General features: G+C 63.9%; 16 protein-coding genes and 2 pseudogenes. 12 read left to right on the forward strand and 6 right to left on the reverse strand.

Going from position 1 to position 19,406, the window contains the following annotated elements; translation table 11 throughout:
- Window positions 1-1,032 (reverse strand): adenylate/guanylate cyclase domain-containing protein (locus QJT78_RS21070; RefSeq protein WP_281460289.1); only part of this gene is annotated, 1,032 nt, incomplete at its 3' end.
- A gap of 330 nt (window positions 1,033-1,362) precedes the next feature.
- On the opposite strand from QJT78_RS21070, the gene QJT78_RS21075 reads away from it, so the two are divergent.
- On the forward strand, window positions 1,363-1,815 hold the full coding sequence (locus tag QJT78_RS21075) for a cupin domain-containing protein (RefSeq protein ID WP_038945884.1): 453 nt from the start codon (window positions 1,363-1,365) through the stop codon (window positions 1,813-1,815).
- Between the two features lie 843 nt (window positions 1,816-2,658).
- Here the strand turns inward: QJT78_RS21075 and QJT78_RS21080 are convergent.
- Window positions 2,659-3,105, reverse strand: a pseudogene (locus QJT78_RS21080) (IS110-like element ISBj4 family transposase); the annotation flags it as partial.
- 158 nt (window positions 3,106-3,263) lie between these two features.
- Here QJT78_RS21080 and QJT78_RS21085 point away from each other — a divergent pair.
- Window positions 3,264-3,727, forward strand: a pseudogene (locus QJT78_RS21085) (long-chain fatty acid--CoA ligase); the annotation flags it as partial.
- Between the two features lie 79 nt (window positions 3,728-3,806).
- Window positions 3,807-4,133, forward strand: a complete 327-nt coding sequence (locus tag QJT78_RS21090) for a hypothetical protein (protein ID WP_028153156.1) — start codon at window positions 3,807-3,809, stop codon at window positions 4,131-4,133.
- A gap of 95 nt (window positions 4,134-4,228) precedes the next feature.
- Here QJT78_RS21090 and QJT78_RS21095 read toward each other — a convergent pair whose 3' ends face one another.
- Window positions 4,229-4,789, reverse strand: a complete 561-nt coding sequence (locus QJT78_RS21095; protein WP_028153155.1) for a TetR/AcrR family transcriptional regulator — start codon at window positions 4,787-4,789, stop codon at window positions 4,229-4,231.
- A 100-nt stretch (window positions 4,790-4,889) separates the two neighbouring features.
- Between QJT78_RS21095 and QJT78_RS21100 the strand changes: the two genes are divergently transcribed.
- The 3 genes from QJT78_RS21100 (at window position 4,890) to QJT78_RS21110 (ending at window position 8,114) form a co-directional block, all read left to right on the forward strand.
- Complete coding sequence (locus tag QJT78_RS21100) at window positions 4,890-6,299, forward strand: amidase (protein ID WP_038943280.1); 1,410 nt, start codon at window positions 4,890-4,892, stop codon at window positions 6,297-6,299.
- Between the two features lie 228 nt (window positions 6,300-6,527).
- Window positions 6,528-7,493: a LysR family transcriptional regulator gene (locus QJT78_RS21105; protein WP_162136513.1), complete on the forward strand. Its 966-nt coding sequence runs from the start codon at window positions 6,528-6,530 to the stop codon at window positions 7,491-7,493.
- Between the two features lie 186 nt (window positions 7,494-7,679).
- Complete coding sequence (locus QJT78_RS21110) at window positions 7,680-8,114, forward strand: cupin domain-containing protein (RefSeq protein ID WP_014490468.1); 435 nt, start codon at window positions 7,680-7,682, stop codon at window positions 8,112-8,114.
- A gap of 47 nt (window positions 8,115-8,161) precedes the next feature.
- On the opposite strand, the gene QJT78_RS21115 is transcribed toward QJT78_RS21110, so the two are convergent.
- Window positions 8,162-9,112 carry a LysR family transcriptional regulator gene (locus QJT78_RS21115; RefSeq protein WP_028153152.1) on the reverse strand — a complete coding sequence of 317 codons (951 nt, stop codon included), beginning with the start codon at window positions 9,110-9,112 and terminating at the stop codon, window positions 8,162-8,164.
- Between the two features lie 98 nt (window positions 9,113-9,210).
- Here QJT78_RS21115 and QJT78_RS21120 point away from each other — a divergent pair, with 98 nt between their 5' ends.
- On the forward strand, window positions 9,211-10,392 hold the full coding sequence (locus QJT78_RS21120) for an MFS transporter (protein ID WP_038943283.1): 1,182 nt from the start codon (window positions 9,211-9,213) through the stop codon (window positions 10,390-10,392).
- Between the two features lie 10 nt (window positions 10,393-10,402).
- A complete protein-coding gene (locus QJT78_RS21125; RefSeq protein ID WP_028153150.1) occupies window positions 10,403-11,437 on the forward strand; it encodes an aldo/keto reductase in 1,035 nt (344 codons plus the stop codon).
- Window positions 11,438-11,444: 7 nt separating this feature from the next.
- Here QJT78_RS21125 and QJT78_RS21130 read toward each other — a convergent pair whose 3' ends face one another.
- Both QJT78_RS21130 and QJT78_RS21135 read right to left on the reverse strand, forming a co-directional pair.
- Window positions 11,445-13,055 carry an amidohydrolase family protein gene (locus tag QJT78_RS21130; RefSeq protein ID WP_212480769.1) on the reverse strand — a complete coding sequence of 537 codons (1,611 nt, stop codon included), beginning with the start codon at window positions 13,053-13,055 and terminating at the stop codon, window positions 11,445-11,447.
- Window positions 13,052-13,870: a uracil-DNA glycosylase gene (locus tag QJT78_RS21135; protein WP_028153148.1), complete on the reverse strand. Its 819-nt coding sequence runs from the start codon at window positions 13,868-13,870 to the stop codon at window positions 13,052-13,054. The genes QJT78_RS21130 and QJT78_RS21135 overlap by 4 nt, the downstream gene beginning before the upstream one ends.
- Before the next feature lie 264 nt (window positions 13,871-14,134).
- On the opposite strand from QJT78_RS21135, the gene QJT78_RS21140 reads away from it, so the two are divergent.
- From QJT78_RS21140 to QJT78_RS21155, 4 genes are all read left to right on the forward strand, one after another.
- Window positions 14,135-15,709, forward strand: coding sequence for an amidase family protein (locus tag QJT78_RS21140; RefSeq protein ID WP_028153147.1), 1,575 nt, complete (start codon window positions 14,135-14,137; stop codon window positions 15,707-15,709).
- A 382-nt stretch (window positions 15,710-16,091) separates the two neighbouring features.
- On the forward strand, window positions 16,092-17,393 hold the full coding sequence (locus QJT78_RS21145; protein ID WP_028153146.1) for an O-acetylhomoserine aminocarboxypropyltransferase/cysteine synthase family protein: 1,302 nt from the start codon (window positions 16,092-16,094) through the stop codon (window positions 17,391-17,393).
- A gap of 12 nt (window positions 17,394-17,405) precedes the next feature.
- Entirely contained in the window at window positions 17,406-18,407 is a 1,002-nt protein-coding gene (locus QJT78_RS21150; RefSeq protein WP_038943288.1) for a homoserine O-succinyltransferase, read from the forward strand.
- Window positions 18,408-18,510: 103 nt separating this feature from the next.
- A complete protein-coding gene (locus QJT78_RS21155) occupies window positions 18,511-19,254 on the forward strand; it encodes a polysaccharide deacetylase family protein (protein ID WP_281460290.1) in 744 nt (247 codons plus the stop codon).
- Window positions 19,255-19,406: the final 152 nt, after the last annotated feature.

A 19,406-nucleotide genomic window follows, 5' to 3' on the forward strand; every position in this document is an offset into this window, starting at 1 on the left:
GCAGTAGTGGCTCAGGGGCGTATGCGGCTCATTCTCAAGTCGCCCGCGCAGCGCTCGCAGGAGGCGCGACTTGCCGATGCCAGGCTCGCCCGTCAGCAGAACCACCTGGCCCTCACCCTCCTTGGCGCGCTCCCACTGCTCGAGCAGCAGGCCGATCTCATGCTCGCGCCCGACAAGCGGTGTCAGGCCGGCGCCGTGCAGTGCCTCGAACCGGCTCTCGGCGGCGCCTTCTCCGACCACGCGCCACGCCCGCACCGGAACGGGAAACCCCTTCAAGATCTGCAGGCCGAACTCGGCGAGCTCGAACAGCCCACCAATGAGCTCGCGGGTCCGGGCGGAGATCATCACCGTACCCGGCTCGGCGAGGGCTTGCAGCCGCGCTGCGAGATTCGGCGTATCGCCGACCACCGTCTCCTCGCGCGCCGCGCCTTCGCCGATCAACTCGCCGACAACCACCGACCCGGTCGCGATGCCGACACGGGCCGCCAACGTCTCGCCGTGCCCCGATCCCAGGCTCTGCACCGCCACGACCGCGGCAAGGCCGGCCCGCACCGCGCGTTCGGCCTCATCCTCATGGGCGCGCGGGTAGCCGAAATAGGCCAGTACACCATCCCCCATGTACTTCGCCACATGCCCTTCGAACCGCGCGATCGCACCCGCCACTACGCTGTGATAGCTCCGCAGCACTTCGGCCATTTCCTCCGGATCGAGCCGCGCCGCGAGCGCGGTCGAGTCGACCAGATCGACAAACATCACAGTGAGCTGGCGGCGCTCGGCCTCGGATGCAAGTGAGACGCTGGCGGAGATGGCGGCGGGTGCGGCCGTAGCAGGGGCGGTCACTGACATTGAGCCGGCGCGCAGGGCGGCAATGGCGGCGAGCAGCTTGCGGCGATGGCCGATCGAGGCGACGCCGAGCCCGATCAAATCCTCGGCCGTGAGGTCCAGGAGGACCTCGGCATCGATGTCGTTCTCGCGGAACGCCTGTGCGTACTGTCCCAGCCCCAGACCACACAGCCAAGCTGTGACGTCCATGGGCTACTCCCGGCTCTCGTCTCCACTAAAGTGCGTCAGCTTACTGCAAAACAGTTTGAGCGAGGGCGCGATAAAAGGTCACGTGATCACTGCGGGGGAGGGCTAACTCCTGGCATCTTTTGAGGTCGCCGCTCCCTGGAAACGTCCGCTGGTAAGGAAAGAAGGGACGTCATCAGCGTCGGCTCCAAACGTCGCGAATGACCCAATTCGGACTTGGTTCGCGATGGATGGTTCAAGCCGATCCGAGAATGAATTTAAGCGCTTCAGTCTGAATTTTTTGCTGTATCCTATCGGGCCTTCCAGCTCCGCAACATTTGGGAGGAGGTTAGGATGAACAAGTCCTTTGTCGCCGCCGCTTTGATCGCGTTGGCAAGTTCTGCGATGGCTCAAGATGCGATGAAGGTGGTCAAGCCCGATGGGCTGACGTGGATAGAGCATCCGGTCTTCAGGGGCGTGCAAACCGCCATCTTGATCGGTGACCCAACAAGGGCCGAGACGATCGTCCAGCGGGTGAAATTCCCGCCGAATTATAAAGTTCCGCCGCACACTCATCCCTATGCCGAGGTCGTCACCGTGATGAGTGGCAGCTTTGGGAACGCCATGGGGGAAAAGTTTGATCCCTCGAAAGGCGAGATTTTGAAGCCGGGCTCCGTCTTCGCGCTGCCGGCGAAGCACCCCCATTATGTTTGGACGACAAACGAAGAAACGATGGTCCAAATTGTATTCACCGGGCCGGGGGGCATCGTGTTCATCGATCCAGCCGACGATCCGCGCAAGAAGTAAAAACGAAGCGCCGAAGCATATAAAGAGGCTACCTCAATCGGCGGCCTCTTTCGTCATTCCGGCACAGGCGCGATGTCGGCTGTTGGCCGATATTGTTGCAAAGGTCAATTTTCGCCGATGACCAAAATTCTGCGGGCCGCGGGCGCGACTTTCGCGTACAACATGCGAGGGACCTCACGGCCTCACGCAAAATTCACAGGCGACTTTGGTAACGCGATTGAGGTCATACGAATCAGCGATCGCTCGCTGCTTAGTGTTTTCGCGAAAAATCTTGAGCCCTACAACTTTCGACTTTTGCAACACAATCGGCCCTTAGCCGAAGGTCAATTGAGCGCGTGTCCTGTCGGCTGCCAGGGGCAAACCGGACGCCGATCCAACTTGGCGTCCATAGCTGCTTTTGACCCACATGTATGGTCCGGCCGTGCGTAGCAAGAGGTTCATCGATCAGGTGGTGAGTGGTCTTGCATCAATGTATCCGGCCTTTGATTGGAGCATTTGCTCCGGGCCATCATGGATATCAGCGCGTGCGTTCTCATTAGCGGACAGGCCTCGATTGGGCCATTTGGGTCACCAGTGTTCGCATGCGCCGGGAAGACCGAACCTCCATCTCGTCTCATCCTCTCGCAGACCTCGGCTGGAACCTGTTGATGGGGTTACGTCATCGCATGCTCCTCCTACCTCGCAGTTCCTGTGTTCGAGCCAGGGGCCGTTCCTTCGTCCCGGCCCGCAGGACGTGCGTCGCGTCGCGCGCACGGGCGGTCAAGGCCGGCCGTTGCGCTTGGCTTGCGGCTGGCTCCGGCGTTGCCAGGCCGCGCCTTGACCGCGCCGAGCACGGCGCGAGGATCAAGCGGGTCGGACGCCTGCATCGTTGGTCCTTGTCAGCTCGAAGGCGCGTCCTTTAGCCAGCACCGCCCAGGCGATGCGGGCAAGCTTGTTGGCGAGTGCGATCGCCAGCACGTTGTGGTGCAATCGCTTCTTGGCGGCTTCGATCCAGGATCTGAGTCCGTAACGTTCCCAGTTCTTGATCCTGACCAGCACAACCCATGCCGCCTGCACGAACAGAACGCGCAGGTAGCGATTGCCGCGCCGTGAGATTTTGCCGAGGATCGTGCGGTCTCCCGTCGAGATCTGCTTAGGCACCAGTCCGAGCCAGGCGCCGAAGTCGCGGCCTTTGGAGAAGACGTCTCCAGTGCCGATCGCGGCCACCATGGCGCTCGAAATGATCGGCCCGATGCCAGGCACCGTCATCAGGCGCGAACACGCCTGATCTTGACCGGCCAGTGCTTCAATTGTAAATAAGCGCCGAACTTTGACCCCCATCGGCTTCCAACATTGACCCCACACGAGATGAGCATTCCGGTGATGGTTTCAATGAATTGGGCGGTGTTGGGCGGGGTCAACCTTCGGCGCCGATCGGGGGGCAAGCCGTACGCCGAATAACAGTCAAACAAGGACGTGCGCTTTTCGGGGTCGAAATCGGCATTCGCGATGCCAACAACAGAAAGCTCCCCCACGATGGCAAGGCCGTTGGCGACCTCGTGGTTCGGGGGCCCTGGATTGCCCGCGCGTATTACAAGATGCCGGAGAGCGAGCGGGTTATATGCAGGTTACGGATCGCGCGAAGGACGTCATCAAGTCCGGAGGCGAATGGATATCGTCTATCGAACTCGAAAACCTGGCGATGGCCCACCCCGAAATCGTCGAAGCGGCGGTGATTGGTATTGCGCATCCAAAATGGGACGAACGCCCGCTCCTGCTTGCGGTCCGGCGCCAGGGGTCGAGGCTCAAGGCGCAAGATCTCCTGACCTTTTACGAGGGCAAGATCGCGAAGTGGTGGATGCCGGACGACGCTCTGTTCGTCGACGAGCTTCCGCACGGAGCGACCGGAAAAGTCCTGAAGACCAAATTGCGCGCGCTTTACGGAAACCGCGATTCCGCCGCGATCAGCCAGACGGGCAACCCGCCCGCCGCCGAAGCCAACGGAGGTTCCTATGTCAGTCCGCAGCTCGCTTCTCGCAGCCGCCGTCACCTTCGCCTCACTCGGAGCCGCACACGCTAACGGCCTGCGGCCGATCGAGGGCCTGAGCATCAATCTCGGCGATGTATCCGGCGTCGCCTACTACACGGTCGAGCCCGATGGATTCCGCGTCGTCACGACTCTTCCACAGGGTGAAGCGGGAACGCCGATCCGCTTTGTGACAGTACTGGCGCCCGGTCAGCGCGTCGTTGTCTCAACGCCATACCAGGCACCCGCGCTCGAAATCAGCCGAAAGGGCGATGAACTGCTCGTCCGCAAGGCGAGCACGTTCTCCAATTGACTGTCAATTGGCACGCAAGCGCCGATGTGAAGGAGCCAAGGATGTCCACGATTCATCTCCGCCAGCTATTTGGACGGCGCAGGCAGGATCGGCCTTCAAGTCGGGATCAAGCCTGATCCGCGATAGCTTTCGATCAGCACATCGAACAATTTCAGGTCGGCGCGGCTCCGCGCCATCAGTTGTGCGCCGGCAACGGCCGCATAGATCGCGCGCGCCCTCGCTTCTCGCTTGCCGGCGGGAATTGAAGCCGCAGCGAGCATTCTGGTTAGCCACGCCACGTTGACATCGGCGAATGCCTGCACCTCGGTCTTCACGGCGTCCGGCAGATCATCATATTCGGCTGCCATGAAGCTACAGAGGCACATGCGATTGTCGTGCTCGAGCGATCGACGAAAGAGCCCCGGGTAGGCCCGGAGCGCCTTTCTCGGATCTCCGTTCGCTTTTGAAAGAGCTTCAAGGTTCGCTGCCGTATCCTCCCAGTAGCGTCTCGCCACCGCCGCACCCAGCTCGGCCTTGCCGGGGAAGTGGTGATAGATGCTCGCAGCCTTGATGCCGACTTCAGCCCCGATGTCGCGGAAGTTCAACCCGCCATATCCGTGCGCCTGGGCCGTCCTGCGCGCCGCGGCCAGGATTGCTTCTCTCGCATTTTCGCTCATCGTCATCACCTTAACGTGTCCCTACCAAATGACAGGTAGGGATTGAAGTCCCCAAATGCGAGGGACATGTCCAGCCTACCAAATGACAGGTAGGATCGATATGACTGATGACATCGTTAGAATGGACGCCACCCGCATCGCACAGCTCATCGCTCAACGGGAGCTTTCGCCCGTCGAGGTCATGCAGGCGCATCTCGACCGCATCGCGGCGGTCAATCCCAAGCTGAATGCGATCGTGACGCTGGCCGATGGCGCGATGGAAAGCGCCGGGAAGGCCGAAGCGGCGGTGATGTCGGGCGCCCAGCTCGGCCCTCTCCACGGCGTTCCGTTCACCGTCAAGGATGGAATCGACACGGCGGGCGTGCTGACACAGCGCGGTTCGCCGATTTTCAGAGGGCGCGTGCCTGATACTGATGCCACCGTCGTGGCCAGGCTGAAGGCCGCCGGCGCCGTCCTCATCGCAAAGACGAATCCACCGGAATTTTCCTATTCGATCGAAACCGACAATCTCCTGACGGGCCAAACCAACAACCCCTGGAACCTCGACTACACGCCGGGCGGATCGAGCGGCGGTGAATCCGCTGCCATCGCAGCGGGCATGTCGCCACTCGGTGTGGGCAGCGATCTCTCGATCTCGTTGCGCGGCCCGGCAGCGCATACCGGTGTCGTCGGATTTAAAGCGACTCACGGTCGAATGCCGATGACGGGCCACTGGCCTCGGGTGCCGAGCCGTTTCTGGCACGTCGGTCCGATGGCGCGTTCCGTTCGCGATGTGGCGCTCGCTTATTCCTTGATGGCAGGCCCCGACGGCGCCGACGGCTTCTCGGTGAGCTCGCCCAACTTCGATACAGGGATAGGTACGAAATCGACCCGTGAGCTTCGCGTGGGCTGGATGGCCTCTCCGGGCTTCTTCGGACCCATCGATCCGGAAGTGGTCGCGACCGTGAAGGCAGCGGCACATTCGCTGAGCAATGCCGGCGACCACGTCGAACAGGTCCGGTTGCCGGTGGTGGAGCAGACCGATGCCAACAGCGTCCTCTGGCAGCTCCAGCAGATGGAATCCCGGCGCGAGTTCGAGAAGGTCACCGCCGGCCATGAGGCCGAGATCTTCAGGCACGCCAAACTGGTCCTTGGTGCACCTGATACGCCGATCGCCGACTTCGTCGCCGCCGAGCAGGCCATAGAGCGCCTTCGCGACAGCTTCGCCGAATACTTCCAGCGGTACGATGTGCTGCTATGTCCGGTGACCCCGTTCCCGGCGACCAAACACGGTCTCAAGGACCTCGTGGTCGATGGCGTGACGGTTTCGCCCTTCCACGTGATGAGCGCCACATCACCGTTCAGCTTGACGGGAATGCCCGCGCTATCAATGCGGTTTGGAACGAGCCACGACGGCCTTCCGATCGGCGTGCAGATCGTCTCGTCCTGGCTGGCGGAATCGACGGTGCTCAAGGTAGCCTCGCTCCTCGAGGAGTTGAGCCCGGTCCGCAACCTTCACCCGACTATCTGACGATGAGAGGGCGGGATTCATCCCGCCCTCTCCCCAGAGAGCATCCACCATGAACGATGAGCTGACGATATCGCGGCTTGCTCAATCAACCGACGGTCACGTTCAATTGCGTCGCAAATCCTGGTGCGCTCCGGTCATTGTTGCCGTCCATAGGTTCGCTATCGGTTGCCGCTCCCTTCCCTCATGAAGTTCCCGCGCGCGCCGGACCATCACCGGAAGCAGGACGTCATGAAGGCACACAGCAGCGCTCTCGAAGAGGCCGAGAAGGATGATCACAATGAACATTCAAGTCTCGCTCACACCGACGCGCAGCCGATCGACCTGAATTCCCTGCAGACATTCGTCGCTGTCGTGCGCGCCGGCGGATTTGCGGCGGCAGCCCGCGAAACCAACACGCCGAGGTCGTCCGTCAGCTTGCGCATCCGCAGCCTGGAGGCGGCGCTCGGTGCGCGGCTCTTCAAGAGGTCTACGCGCGCTTTTGCCCTCACGGCCGCAGGACGAGAACTCTACCAGCGTTCGGCTGGCGCGCTTGCCCTGCTTGTCAACGCGCTCCGGGGGGTAAGCGGTGCTAACGACCCATATGCCGGCGAAATCCGTATCACGCTGCCGGCCGACTTTCCGGTCAGGATCGTGGCAGCCGCGATCGGGGATTTCAGAAACGATCACCCCAATGTGCGCTTTGAGGTGTCGCTCACTAACGACGTGCTCGATCTCATCTCCCAGGATATTGATATTGCGCTCCGCATCGGAGCGGCCAATCCTCAGGAAGCCCTGATCAAGGGCGCAATCGACATGAAGTTTGGTCTTTATGCGAGCGCAGACTATGTGAGCAGTCACGGGATTCCCGTCGATATTCGCGAGGCGTCAACTTTGATCGGGCCATCGAGGCCGGAATTGCTGCGCCTTCTATCCCGCTCCTTGCCGGGCGGGGCAACGTGGCCCGCCTTTCATGTCGCGGTCGACTCCTTCGCTCTTGCTCGTGAGCTTGTGCTGAATCACCGGGGGATTGGTCTGCTTCCGGAAGCCCTCTGCAGAGTGGAATACGCATCGGGGCTCGTCGTGCCGGTTTTGCCAGAGCAGTTCTCCGGGACGATCCGCCTGCATCTCACATATCCGTCGCGGGCCGATCTAAGCGCCAAGGTCGCGGATTTTAGCCGTGTGTTCGAGCGACACCTTGCATCTGCGGGGCGGTGATTTCCGTTGTCGTCGTTGTTCATGCCGACAGTTTGAGGTGGACCGTTCGGGCAGCAGAACTGGTCTTCGGGAAACTCCGACGCCAATTGGCCAGAACTACAGCGGCTGTGGCTTGCGGAAGGGGACTAATCCGCAGCCCTCCCGCATGCAATCTATCGAGCTCCGAAGTCAATGGAGCCTTGGCCAATGCAGAGCGTCATCACGACGAAGTTCGAAACGACCGAATTTGCCGGTCTCACGACGAAAATTATCAATCCGCAGGAAAGCCCGTTCACGGTGCTGGACATGACCATCAAGCCGGGCTTCGGCGCACCCGCCCACATCTCCGAGGAGGAGGACAAGCTGTTTGTCCTCCTGGAGGGCCAGGTGAAATACCTCGTGGGAGACCAGACCGAGGTCGCGGGACCCGGCTCGCGGATTCTCGTGCCGAGAGGAGTTGTTCACGGCTTCACCAATGAGGGGCCGGCCGACGCGAGACACATCCTCGTCTCCACGCCGCGTCGTCACGAGGAATTCTTCCGCGATCTGCACAGGATCCCCGAGCCGCGCGAGCAGCACATGGACATGCTGCCGACGATCGCAGCGCGCAACGGCCAACGGATAGTTGGTCCGCTCCCATGACACGATGGGCAGCACCGAACGCGCGTATCGCCGCGATTTCGACGTCCCTAGGCCACCCTCCACCTCCCGTCCCCCGCGCGCTTCAGCACTGGGTCGCTCACCCGCACATGCTCGGCGAGGAAATCGATGAACGCGCGCACGCGCGCGGGCAGGGGGGCGGTGTGGCCGACATAGACGGCGTGGATGTCTTCGCGGTCGCCGGGATTGTAACTCTGCAAGACCGGAACGAGACGGCCCGATTCGATGTCGGGGCCGATGTGGAAGAGGGCGAGGCGGGCGAGGCCGACGCCGCCGAGGGCGAGGCGGCGGGCGATTTCGCCGTCGCTGGCGCGCGCGACGGGCGGTGGCAGGGCTTCCTCGGTGCGGTCGCCGCGCCGGAATGGCCAGCCGCCGCGGATGCGCGGAAAGGTCCAGCCGATGCCGCGGTGCTCAGTGAGATCCGCCGGCGTCTTCGGCGTGCCGAAGCGCGCCAGATAGTTTGGGGTGCCGACGACGACCATGCGGCTGGTGCCGAGCTTTCGCGCGACCAGACGTGAAGCTTTCAGGGGCCCGACGCGGATGGCAATATCGGCCCGTTCCTGCATCAGGTCGATCAGCGTGTCGGTCAGCACGAGGTCGAGTGTGACCTCGGGATGCCGTTCCAGGAAGCGGGGAATCAGCGGTAGGACGTGCAGCATGCCGAAGGGAATGTTGCAGTTGACCGTGAGGCGGCCGCGCGGCGCTGCGCCTGAAGCCGCCTCGCGCTCGGCCTCTTCCATCTCTCCGAGAATGCGCACGGCGCGCTGGTAGAAGGCCTGGCCTTCCTCCGTCAGCGTCAGCTTGCGCGTGGTGCGGTTGATCAGCCGCGAGCCGAGGCGCGTCTCCAGCCGCGAGATCAGCTTGCTGACGCCCGACGGGGTCAGGCGCAGTTTTCGCGCGGCCTGGGTGAAACCGCCGAGATCGACGACGCGGACGAAAACCTCCATCTCGGCGGAGCGGTTGGTGTCGAAACGGGCCATGTTGAATTCACGTCACAAATGGTTGGATTGCGGACATCCTAATGGTTTCGCTGCGCTGCGGCTATCTGCGTGGCTCGTCCCTCGCATTGGAGCCGCGCATGCCTCCCGCCGTCCTCGCCCTCACCGCCGGTGCCTTCGGCATCGGCACCACCGAGTTCGTCATCATGGGCTTGCTGCTCAAGGTCGCCGCGGACATGCACGTCTCCGTGCCGGTCGCGGGGCTGCTGATCTCCGGCTATGCGCTCGGCGTCTTCGCCGGCGCGCCCGTCCTGACGCTGGCGACGCGGCGGATGCCGCGGAAAATCGTTCTTCTCGCCCTGATGGCGATCTTCACGCTCGGCAATGCGGCTTGTGCGCTTGCGCCGAACTACGAATGGCTGATGGCGGCGCGGGTGCTGACCTCGCTCGCCCACGGCACCTTCTTCGGCGTCGGCTCGGTGGTCGCCACCAGCCTCGTCGCGGAGGAGAAGCGCGCGTCGGCGATTGCGACCATGTTCATCGGCCTGACGGTCGCGACGCTCCTGGGCGTGCCCTTCGGCGCCTGGTTCGGCCTGATGCTCGGCTGGCGCGCGGCATTCTGGGCGGTGACGGTGATCGGCGTGATCGCCTTCGCAGTGGTGGCCACATTCGTGCCCGGCCATGTCGGCAATGGCGACAAGCCGATCTCGCTCTCCGAGGAGGTCGCGGTGCTCGGCCGTCCGCAGGTGCTGCTCGGCCTCGCCATGACCGTGTTCGGCTTTGCCGGCCTGTTCGTCGTCTTTACCTATATCCAGCCGATCCTGACGCGCTTCACCGGTTTCTCGGAAGCCGCGGTGTCGCCGATCCTGCTGGTGTTCGGTGCGGGTCTCGCGATCGGCAACGTCGCCGGCGGCAAGCTCGCTGATCGCGGCCTCGCGCGTGCCCTGATCGGCACGCTCGCCGCGCTCGCCATCGTGCTGCTTGGCCTTGCCGCCGTGCTGTCGGTCAAGATCGCAGCCATCGCGCTGATCCTGCTGCTTGGCATTGCGGCCTTTGCGACCGTCGCGCCGCTCCAGCTTCGCGTGCTGGAAGCTGCCGGCCCCAGCGGCCGCACGCTCGCTTCCAGCCTCAACATCGCCGCCTTCAATCTCGGCAACGCGCTCGGCGCGTGGGTGGGCGGCGTCACCATCGACCGCGGCCTCGGTCTCTCCGCGCTGCCGCTGGTCGCGGCCGGCATCACGGCCCTCGGTCTTGTGCTCGCGCTATGGAGCCTTCAGCTCGATCGAACGCAGTCCGCAGTCGCGGCGTGCCCGGCGGAATAGGAGAATGATCATGGAACATCGCAATCTCGGCGCCTCCGGCCTTAGGGTACCTGTCCTCAGCTTCGGCACCGGCACGTTCGGTGGACAAGGGCCGCTGTTCTCGGCCTGGGGCCGCAGCGGCGCCGACGAAGCGCGCAGGCTGGTCGACATCTGTCTCGAGGCCGGCGTCAATCTGTTCGACAGCGCCGATGTCTATTCGAACGGCGCGTCAGAAGAGATCCTCGGCGCCGCGATCAGGGGACGCCGCGACAAGGTGCTGATCTCCACCAAGATGAGCCTGCCGATGGGCGACGGTCCGCTCGATGCCGGCTCATCGCGGCATCGCTTGATCGCTTCGGTCGAATCGGCGTTACGGCGGCTCGGCACCGATTACCTCGATCTGCTCCAGCTCCATGCCTTCGATGCGTTCACGCCGATCGAGGAGGTGCTGTCCACGCTCGATACGCTCGTACGCGCCGGCAAGCTGCGCTATGTCGGTGTCTCCAATTTCGCCGGCTGGCAGCTGATGAAGTCGCTCTCCATCGCCGACCGGCACGGCTGGCCGCGCCATGTCGCGCATCAGGTTTATTATTCGTTGCTCGGCCGCGACTATGAATGGGAGCTGATGCCGCTCGCACGCGACCAGGGCGTCGGCGCGCTGGTCTGGAGCCCGCTCGGCTGGGGCCGGCTCACCGGCAAGATCCGGCGCGGCGAGCCGCTTCCTGCGGGCAGCCGTCTGCACGCCACCGCGCAGTTCGGCCCGCCCGTGGACGAAGAGCGGCTCTATGCCATCGTCGACGTGCTTGATACGATCGCCGCGGAGACCGGCCGCACCGTGCCGCAAATCGCGATCGCCTGGCTGCTGTCGCGTCCCACCGTATCCTCGGTGATCATCGGCGCCCGCGACGAAGCGCAGTTGCGCGACAATCTCGGCGCGGTTGGCTGGTCGCTGAGCGCTGCGCAGATCGCGCGTCTCGACGAGGTCAGCGCCGTGATGCCGCCTTATCCCTACTACCCCTATCGCATCCAGGAAGGCTTTACGCGCCTCAATCCGCCGCTGGTGTGACGAACGACTAGTAAAAAGCAGCGATCGCAGTCGCGATTCCCGCTGGAAGATTCGGCTCGTTCCTCAGCGTGTCCAGAAACGCGGGATCGCCTGATACCGTGAGGCCATCCAGCTTGATCGGATGCAGCGGCTCGGCCGCTGCCGCGACCGCCGCCAAATCCGGACCGGTCCTGACACCGTTGAATTCGAGCCGCGGGCGCAGTTGGACATTGTTGCCGAACTGCTCGTCCAGCGCGAGGCGCCATCCGGTGCGTGACACCGCTCCGCGGGCGATCGCATCGCTCATGGCGAGGCTGTGCGGCTGCAGCGTGCCGAGATTGCCGAGCGCGGCGCGAAGGCGGCTCGTCGCCTCCGCCAGCGTGATCCTCTCGATGCCGGGATCCTGGTCGGGCGAGGTGAAGTCGATCACCCGTGCGCTGCTGCCGATCTTGAGCGCCTCGCCGATTCCGCCCGCCTTCTGCATGACCGTCTTCGTCCCATAACGGGCTCGTCCGCCGATGGTGACCAGAACGATGTCCTGCTCGCGCGATTTGATCAGATGAGCGTAGGGATCGCCGGTGACTCCCTTCACGACCAGAAGGTCGGCGAACTTGCCCTTGGCGATCGTTCCCAGCTTCGCATCCCACTTGAGAATGGCGGCCGGATTGCGCGTCGCCATCGAGACGATGTCGTAGTCGCTGAAGCCGAGATTGAAATGCGCGGACACGACCTTGGCCGCCTTCAGCTCGTCGAGCAGGTTCTTGCTGCCGGACGGCGACCAGTCCGAACCGAGCGCAATCGTGAGGCCGGCCGTGCGCGCGGCAACGACATTGGTCGTCTTTCCGTAGAGCAGCAGATTGCTCAGGGGCGACCAGACGACCTTGGCATGGTTTTCGGCCATCGTTCCGAAGTCGGTCGCATCGAGTGCCGTGCAATGAATGCCGGCGAGCGACGGCTCGATCGCCCAATCTCCCTCGGAATTGCGCAAGGCGAGGAAGTGGCTATGCGCCTTGGTGTCGATGCCTTCGCTGAGATGCAGCAGGAAGCACGATGACGATTTCAGCTCGTTGTCGAACTTCGCCCAATCCTCGGCATCGATGTCGGGAATCTTCGAGTGGGCCTTCGGCAGATCGGGCGGGCTGCCGATCTCGGCGGCGCGCAACGCACCCTTGTAATATTTGTGGATCGTGCCGCTCCAGTTCGACAGCGTGATCCCCTGGCTCCTCGTGGTGCCCGCGACCATGCACTTGGCTTCGACATAGCGGACCAGGGCCGGCAGCAGCGAGCCGTCGTCGGCCAGCGCGATCGCACTCATGGGGCCGGTCACCGACGTCTTGTACGATTTGGCGTTCTGCCATTGGTCGCGATTGCCGTAGGGCTGCGGCACGCGCCAGAGCGGCAGGATGTTGTAGCTCAGGTGATTATGCAGCTCGATCAGGCCGGGATAGATGGTGCCGCCGGTCGCCACTGCAACGACGGCCTCGAAGCCTGCCGGGGCCGGCTGTCCCTTGGGTACGATCGCCGCGATGCGATTGTCCTCGATGAAGATCGTCCCGCTCTTGATGACGTCGCCCTCGGCGGTCATCGTCACGATCCGCCCGCTCAGGGCCCATCGCTTCGGGTTGGCAGCCGGGCTCATGGGATCACTCCGTCGGGGATGGTGATCGTGATCGTGCGCCGCTTGGTGGCCGCGTCGGCGCCCTGGCGCACGGCCCACGGCGTGTCTCCACGCATCCACGCCGGCAGCCCGGCGGGGAGATCCTTTGCGATGATGTCGAAGAGCTCGGTCGGCTTGAAGGCGTCGCCATATGGCACGAGCGTCGTCGGCTCGTCGGGATGCAGGACCTCAGGTGCGAGAGCCGCGAGCGCGGCGTTCCACTTGGTCAGCATGATCTTGGTGTTCGCGGCCCGCGTCGCGTTATCGTGGGCCGAGCTTTCCGGCCAGGTCGGGTGCGTGATGTGCTGATAGGCGAGGGTCTTGTAAGCCGTGCCATCGGGCGTCTTGAGCCAGGCCTTCCAGGCCTCTTCGGCGAGGCCGCCGAGCGAGACAACGGCTTCGATATTGCCCGGCGCGAGCACGGCCTTGAACCATTTGTCGCGATACTCGACGATGCCCGGCTCGTTCTTGTGCTTGTTGCCGCCGCTCTGCCCGTAGACGCTGTACAGGAAGGTGTTCACCATCACGTAGCTCTGCGTGATGCCGAGCTTGGCGAGAAAGCCCTGAGTGCGGCGCCCCGCGGTGCCGACCAGGATCCGGCGCACGATCGTCTCGTGCTGGGCGGGATCCTGACCGACGACGAGCACGCGCGCCGATCCGTCGAGCCGGCCGCGATGAAAGATCGGCCCCCATTCAATCCGGAAATCGTCGGGATCGTAGGTTTCAGCGGTCGGATAGTCGGCGCACAGATCGCGAAATGGCTGCTGGTCGTATCCGCTGTCGAATTCCACCAGCATGGCAAATGCTCCGATGTATCGCTGTCAGAATAGCTAGGTCAAAAACCTAATCGCCATGGCACAATCTTGATGGCACAATCTTGGCGGTGGTTTGTTCCACCATTCAACCAGTATATGGGTCAGGAGAGCGGGGCCAAAGGTTCACGCGCGTCTCTCGCGCCGGCCCGTGGCAGAGCGTCGCGGCGACGCGCCATGCAGAAACGCGCCTGTACACGCTCGCGTGATCTCCATAACCTCCGCCGCGCAATTTTTTGGAGATGCGGCGTGGCGAAGAAGACGGCGACGAAGAAGAAAAGTGTTGCAAGGAAAGTAACGAAGACCTCGGTCAAGACGAGCACCGCCCGCAAGGGGGCCGTTGCGAAGGCGGCCAAGAAGACGGTCAAGAAGCCGGCGCCGCGCAAGTCGGCGACGGCGCGCCGTCCGAAAGGTCCGGTCTGGCAATGGTCCGCGGTCGACACCGCAGCTGCGATCCGCAACGGCGCGATCTCCGCGGTCGAGACCGTCGAAGCGCATCTGGAACGAATGCGCGCCGTCAATCCGCGGCTGAATGCGGTTGTCGTCGATCTCAGCGAGGAAGCGCTGAAGGCTGCGCATGCGGCCGACAAGCAGCGCGGCAGGGGCGGCGCGCTCGGCCTGCTGCACGGCGTGCCCATCACGATCAAGGAGAATGTCGACTACGAAGGCCGGCCGAATTTCAACGGCGTGCCCGCCAACAAGGATTTTGTCGCGCCGTCGGACTCGCCCGTGGTGCGCAATCTCAAGAAAGCCGGCGCGATCGTCATCGGCCTCACCAACACGCCGGAATTCTCCTTCCGCGGCTTCACCGACAATCCGCTGCACGGGCTGACGCTGAACCCCTGGGACCCGAACATCACCTGCGGCGGCTCTTCGGGCGGCGCGGGCTCGGCGGTGGCCGCCGGCATCGGCACCATCGCCCATGGCAACGACATCGGCGGCTCGCTGCGCTGGCCGGCGCATTGCAACGGCGTCGCCACGATCAAGCCGACGCAGGGCCGCATCCCCGCCTTCAACGGAAGCGCCACAGCCGAGCGGCCGATGCTGGCGCATCTGATGTCGGCGCAGGGCCCGCTCGCCCGTCACGTCGGCGACGTCCGCCTCGCGCTCGATGTGATGAGCGAGCGCGATCCGCGCGATCCCTGGTGGGTGCCGGCGCCGCTGGCCGGGCCGAAGCCGAAGGGACCGATCAAGGTCGCACTGGCCAGGATCCCGGAGGATATGGACGTCGATCCGTCCGTCCGCGCGGCGCTGCGTCAGGCCGCCGATCACCTGGAGCGTTCCGGCTATCGCGTGACCGAGGTCGATGTCCCCGACATCGACGGCGTCTGGCAGACCTGGTGCGACATCATCACCAACGAGACCGTGGTGATGCAGGAGGCCGGCATGCTGAAGGTGACGTCCGAGGACTTCCACAAGGCCTGGGGTGGCATGAAGACCAAGGCCAATATGCTCGATCTCAAGGCGTGGATGCAGGCGACGGCCGCACGCAACGGCCATATCCGCGCCTGGCAATTGTTCTTCGAGGAGTATCCGGTCGTGCTGGCGCCGACCACGGTGAAGCCGACGCCGGGACCGCGCGACGACACCGTGAGTGCCGATCGCGTCAAGGAAATCTTCTGGGGCGAGATCCGCTTCATCTCCGCCATCAACGTGCTGGGCCTGCCCGGCGCGGTGGTGCCGGTGACCCTGCATGACGGCCGGCCGATCGGCGTGCAGCTCATCGCCGGCCGCTATCGCGAGGACCTCGCGCTCGATGCGGCGGCCGCGATCGAGAAGCGTGCCGGTGTGCTCGCTCACCGGCTCTGGGAGACGATGGAGTAGGGTGTACTCTCACCCTCTCCCCTTCTTGTGGGAGAGGGTGGCTCGCCGCAAAGCGGCGAGACGGGTGAGGGGCATGTCTCCGCGAATGCCCCTGCTGCAGCAAATGCGCGGAGAGAGACCCCTCATCCGGCGCTTCGCGCCACCTTCTCCCACAAGGGGAGAAGGGAAGAGACCCAGCGAGCCTAACGGATTCTCAGCAATTCATTAATCCAATTCGATTCAAGTTTTAGCCAATTCACCAACAATCGTTAGGGTTACTTCCTCGATCTCTAGGCGAATTATTGTCCGCTTTACCACCCGCCTCTAACAGAGGAACGGCGGACAACGCACATGCCTCATACAGGCCAAATAAGTGCGGCCCGCTCCACGCGGAGGTGGCACGATGCGCAACGAGACGATCGCTATTCACGCCGGCTACGAGCCCGAAGCCACCACGCACGCGGTTGCGGTGCCGATCTACCAGACCGCGGCCTATGCCTTCGACAGCGCCGATCATGGCGCCGCGCTCTTCAATCTCGAGGCCGAGGGTTTTCGCTACAGCCGCATCGCCAATCCGACCAGCGCGGTGCTGGAGAAGCGTATCGCCCAGCTCGAAGGCGGCGTCGGCGCGCTCGCGGTTGCGACCGGCCAGGCTGCGCTGCATTTCGCCTTCGTCAACGTCGCCGATCACGGCGGCAACATCGTTTCCGTGCCGCAGCTCTACGGCACCACGCACACGCTGCTCTCGCACATCCTGCCGCGGCAGGGCATCACCGGCCGTTTCGCCGAGAGCGACAAGCCGGATGCGATCGCAAAACTGATCGACGAGAACACGCGCGCCGTGTTCGCCGAGACCATCGGCAATCCTGCCGGCAACGTCTGCGACATCGAGGCGCTCGCCAAGATCGCGCATGCGCATGGCGTGCCGCTGATCGTGGACAACACGGTCGCGACCCCGATCCTGCTCAAGCCGTTCGATTACGGCGCCGACATCGCCGTGCATTCGCTCACCAAGTTTCTGGGCGGCCACGGCACCACGCTGGGCGGGGCCATCGTCGATTCCGGAAACTTCCCCTGGGCCAAGCACGCGGACCGCTTCCCGGCCTACAACAAGCCCGACGCCTCCTATCACGGCCTCGTCTATGCCGAGCGCTTCGGCAGGACCGCCTATATCGAGCGCGCCCGCAGCGTCTATCAGCGCACCATGGGTTCGGTGCTGTCGCCGTTCAACGCTTTCCTGCTGCTCCAGGGCATCGAGACCGTCGCGCTGCGCATGGAACGCCATGTCGAGAACGCCCGCAAAGTCGCCGAATTCCTGCGCAAGGACTCGCGCGTTGCCTGGGTCAACTACACCGGCTTTCCGGACAGCCCCTATTACCCGCTCGTTCAGAAATACCTCGACGGTAACGCCTCCTCGCTGTTCACCTTCGGCATCAAGGGCGGCATGGAGGCCGGCAAGACCTTCTACGATGCGCTGAAGCTGATCACGCGCCTGGTCAATATCGGCGATGCCAAGTCGCTGGCGTGCCATCCGGCCTCGACCACCCACCGGCAGATGTCGGCGGAGCAGCAGCGCGTCGCCGGCGTGCTGCCGGAGACGATCCGCCTGTCAATCGGCATCGAGCATTCCTCAGATATCATCGACGACATCGACCAGGCGCTCGAGAAGGCCTGCCCGTCGGCACGCCTCCAGGCCGCGGAGTAGGCGACGGCGCCGATGACGATCTTGATCGACAGGGATCAAGGTATATCGAGCCCTGCGCTGGTACCGGCCGAGGGCGATCTCGCGCGCGACCACGGTTTCGCCGATCTCACGATCGGTCTGATCAACAACATGCCGGATCCGGCGCTGAAGGCGACCGAGCGGCAGTTCATGCGGCTGCTCCAGGCGGCCGCAGGTCCGCGCCGCATCCGTTTCCATTGTTTCTCGCTGCCCTCGGTGAAGCGGTCACCCGAGGCGAAGTGGCATGTCGAAAGCGAATATTCGGAACTCAGCGAGCTCAGGCACCACAAGTTCGACGGGCTGATCGTGACCGGCGCCGAGCCGGTCGCGCCCGAGCTCGACCAGGAGCCGTACTGGCGCGACCTCACCGAGCTGATCGACTGGGCCAAGGTCAACACGCGCTCGACGATCTGGTCGTGCCTCGCCGCGCATGCGGCGGTGCTGCATCTCGACGGCATCGCGCGGCGGCGGCTCCCGGCCAAATGTCACGGCATTTTCGACTGCGAAGCTGCGACGACCGATCCGCTGACGCGCGCTGCGCCTGCGCCCCTCAAGGTCTCGCATTCCCGCCTGAACGAGATCGCTGAGAGCGACCTCACACAGGCCGGCTACCAGGTGCTGACGCGTTCGGCAAAGGCCGGCGTCGATATCTTCGTCAGGCAATATGCCAGCCGCTTCGTGTTCTTCCAGGGCCACCCGGAATACGATGCGCTGTCGCTCCAGCGCGAATATCTGCGCGACATCGGCCGCTATCTCGCGCGCGAGCGCGAGGCCTATCCGCACCTGCCCGTGAGTTATTTTGACGCAGCGACCGAAGAGAAGCTCACCCGCTTCGAGAAGAAGGCGACCCAACAGCGCCACCCGGCGCTCACCAACGAACTGCCTGCGCTGAATCTGCGCGCCGATATCGCTGCCGGCAGCGCCGCGGCGGCGCTTTTCCGCAACTGGCTGCAATATCTCGGTGCGGAAGCCGATATTTCGGTCCTGGCACGCTAGACGAAGGGCGTTGGTTCCGCATTAGGATTACCCGGGCGTTAGGCTTGCCTCGACCAGCGCACGAATGTTTCAGTAGATAGATAGGAAACCGCAGGAAACGACGGTGTGGTCGGCACTCCAGGGACGCGTGAGCAATCGGCTGGCCCGGCATTTCCGTGCCGCGCCGCACCGGCTGCCTGCGCATGCGCCGATGGTGAGCTTCACGTTTGACGACGCGCCCGATAGCGCCGCAGGCGAGGGCGCCGCGCTTCTGGAGGCGCATGGTGGCCGCGGCACCTATTACCTCGCCGGTAGCCTGATCGATCGTCCGTCGGATCATTGGCACGGCCTGTCGAACGACGCGATCGTGCGGCTTCACCGGGCCGGTCACGAGATTGCCTGCCATACCTTTTCGCATCAGAGCTCGGCCGATCTCGACGAGGCCGCCATGGCGCGCGAGATCGAGCGTAACCGCAGCCATTTCCACGCCATCGATTCCTCGATCGTGCTGGAGAACTTCGCCTACCCCTATGGAATCGCCTCGGTCTGGCGCAAGCCGCAGCTTGCAAAGGCCTTCCGCTCGGCGCGCGGCATCCTCCCCGGCGTCAATCGCGACGTCATTGACCTCCAGTTCCTGCGCGCCTCGCCTCTGATCGATTGCGAGATCGATATTGCGGGCGTCGATCGCTATTTCGACGAGGCGGTGACGAGCGGCGGATGGCTGATCTTCTACGGCCACGACGTCGCCGACGCGCCAAGCCCCTACGGCTGCACGCCGCACCTGATGCGCCATGCGCTGGAGGCGGCTGGGAAGCGCGACATGCCGATCGTGACGGTCGCGGAAGCGCTGCGACGGATCGGGGCGTAGCTTTCTTACCTCTCCCCGCCTGCGGGGAGAGGTCGAATTCGATCGCAGATCGAATTCGGGTGAGGGGGTACAGGTCCATCGGCAATCTCATCTGTGGAGAGAGGCCCCTCACCCCGTAAGAACGGGGAGAGGGAGAGGAAGCAGCGGTGCAA

Source organism: Bradyrhizobium sp. Mp27 (assembly GCF_029953005.1).
Classification (GTDB): domain Bacteria; phylum Pseudomonadota; class Alphaproteobacteria; order Rhizobiales; family Xanthobacteraceae; genus Bradyrhizobium; species Bradyrhizobium barranii.

What these genes read in the sequence shown, in the direction of transcription:
- QJT78_RS21075 (WP_038945884.1), top strand. Translation starts at nt 1,363, where the DNA reads ATGAACAAGTCCTTTGTCGCCGCCGCTTTGATCGCGTTGGCAAGTTCT.
- QJT78_RS21090 (WP_028153156.1), top strand. Translation starts at nt 3,807, where the DNA reads ATGTCAGTCCGCAGCTCGCTTCTCGCAGCCGCCGTCACCTTCGCCTCA.
- QJT78_RS21095 (WP_028153155.1), bottom strand. Translation starts at nt 4,789, where the DNA reads ATGAGCGAAAATGCGAGAGAAGCAATCCTGGCCGCGGCGCGCAGGACG.
- QJT78_RS21100 (WP_038943280.1), top strand. Translation starts at nt 4,890, where the DNA reads ATGACTGATGACATCGTTAGAATGGACGCCACCCGCATCGCACAGCTC.
- QJT78_RS21105 (WP_162136513.1), top strand. Translation starts at nt 6,528, where the DNA reads ATGAAGGCACACAGCAGCGCTCTCGAAGAGGCCGAGAAGGATGATCAC.
- QJT78_RS21110 (WP_014490468.1), top strand. Translation starts at nt 7,680, where the DNA reads ATGCAGAGCGTCATCACGACGAAGTTCGAAACGACCGAATTTGCCGGT.
- QJT78_RS21115 (WP_028153152.1), bottom strand. Translation starts at nt 9,112, where the DNA reads ATGGCCCGTTTCGACACCAACCGCTCCGCCGAGATGGAGGTTTTCGTC.
- QJT78_RS21120 (WP_038943283.1), top strand. Translation starts at nt 9,211, where the DNA reads ATGCCTCCCGCCGTCCTCGCCCTCACCGCCGGTGCCTTCGGCATCGGC.
- QJT78_RS21125 (WP_028153150.1), top strand. Translation starts at nt 10,403, where the DNA reads ATGGAACATCGCAATCTCGGCGCCTCCGGCCTTAGGGTACCTGTCCTC.
- QJT78_RS21130 (WP_212480769.1), bottom strand. Translation starts at nt 13,055, where the DNA reads ATGAGCCCGGCTGCCAACCCGAAGCGATGGGCCCTGAGCGGGCGGATC.
- QJT78_RS21135 (WP_028153148.1), bottom strand. Translation starts at nt 13,870, where the DNA reads ATGCTGGTGGAATTCGACAGCGGATACGACCAGCAGCCATTTCGCGAT.
- QJT78_RS21145 (WP_028153146.1), top strand. Translation starts at nt 16,092, where the DNA reads ATGCGCAACGAGACGATCGCTATTCACGCCGGCTACGAGCCCGAAGCC.
- QJT78_RS21150 (WP_038943288.1), top strand. Translation starts at nt 17,406, where the DNA reads ATGACGATCTTGATCGACAGGGATCAAGGTATATCGAGCCCTGCGCTG.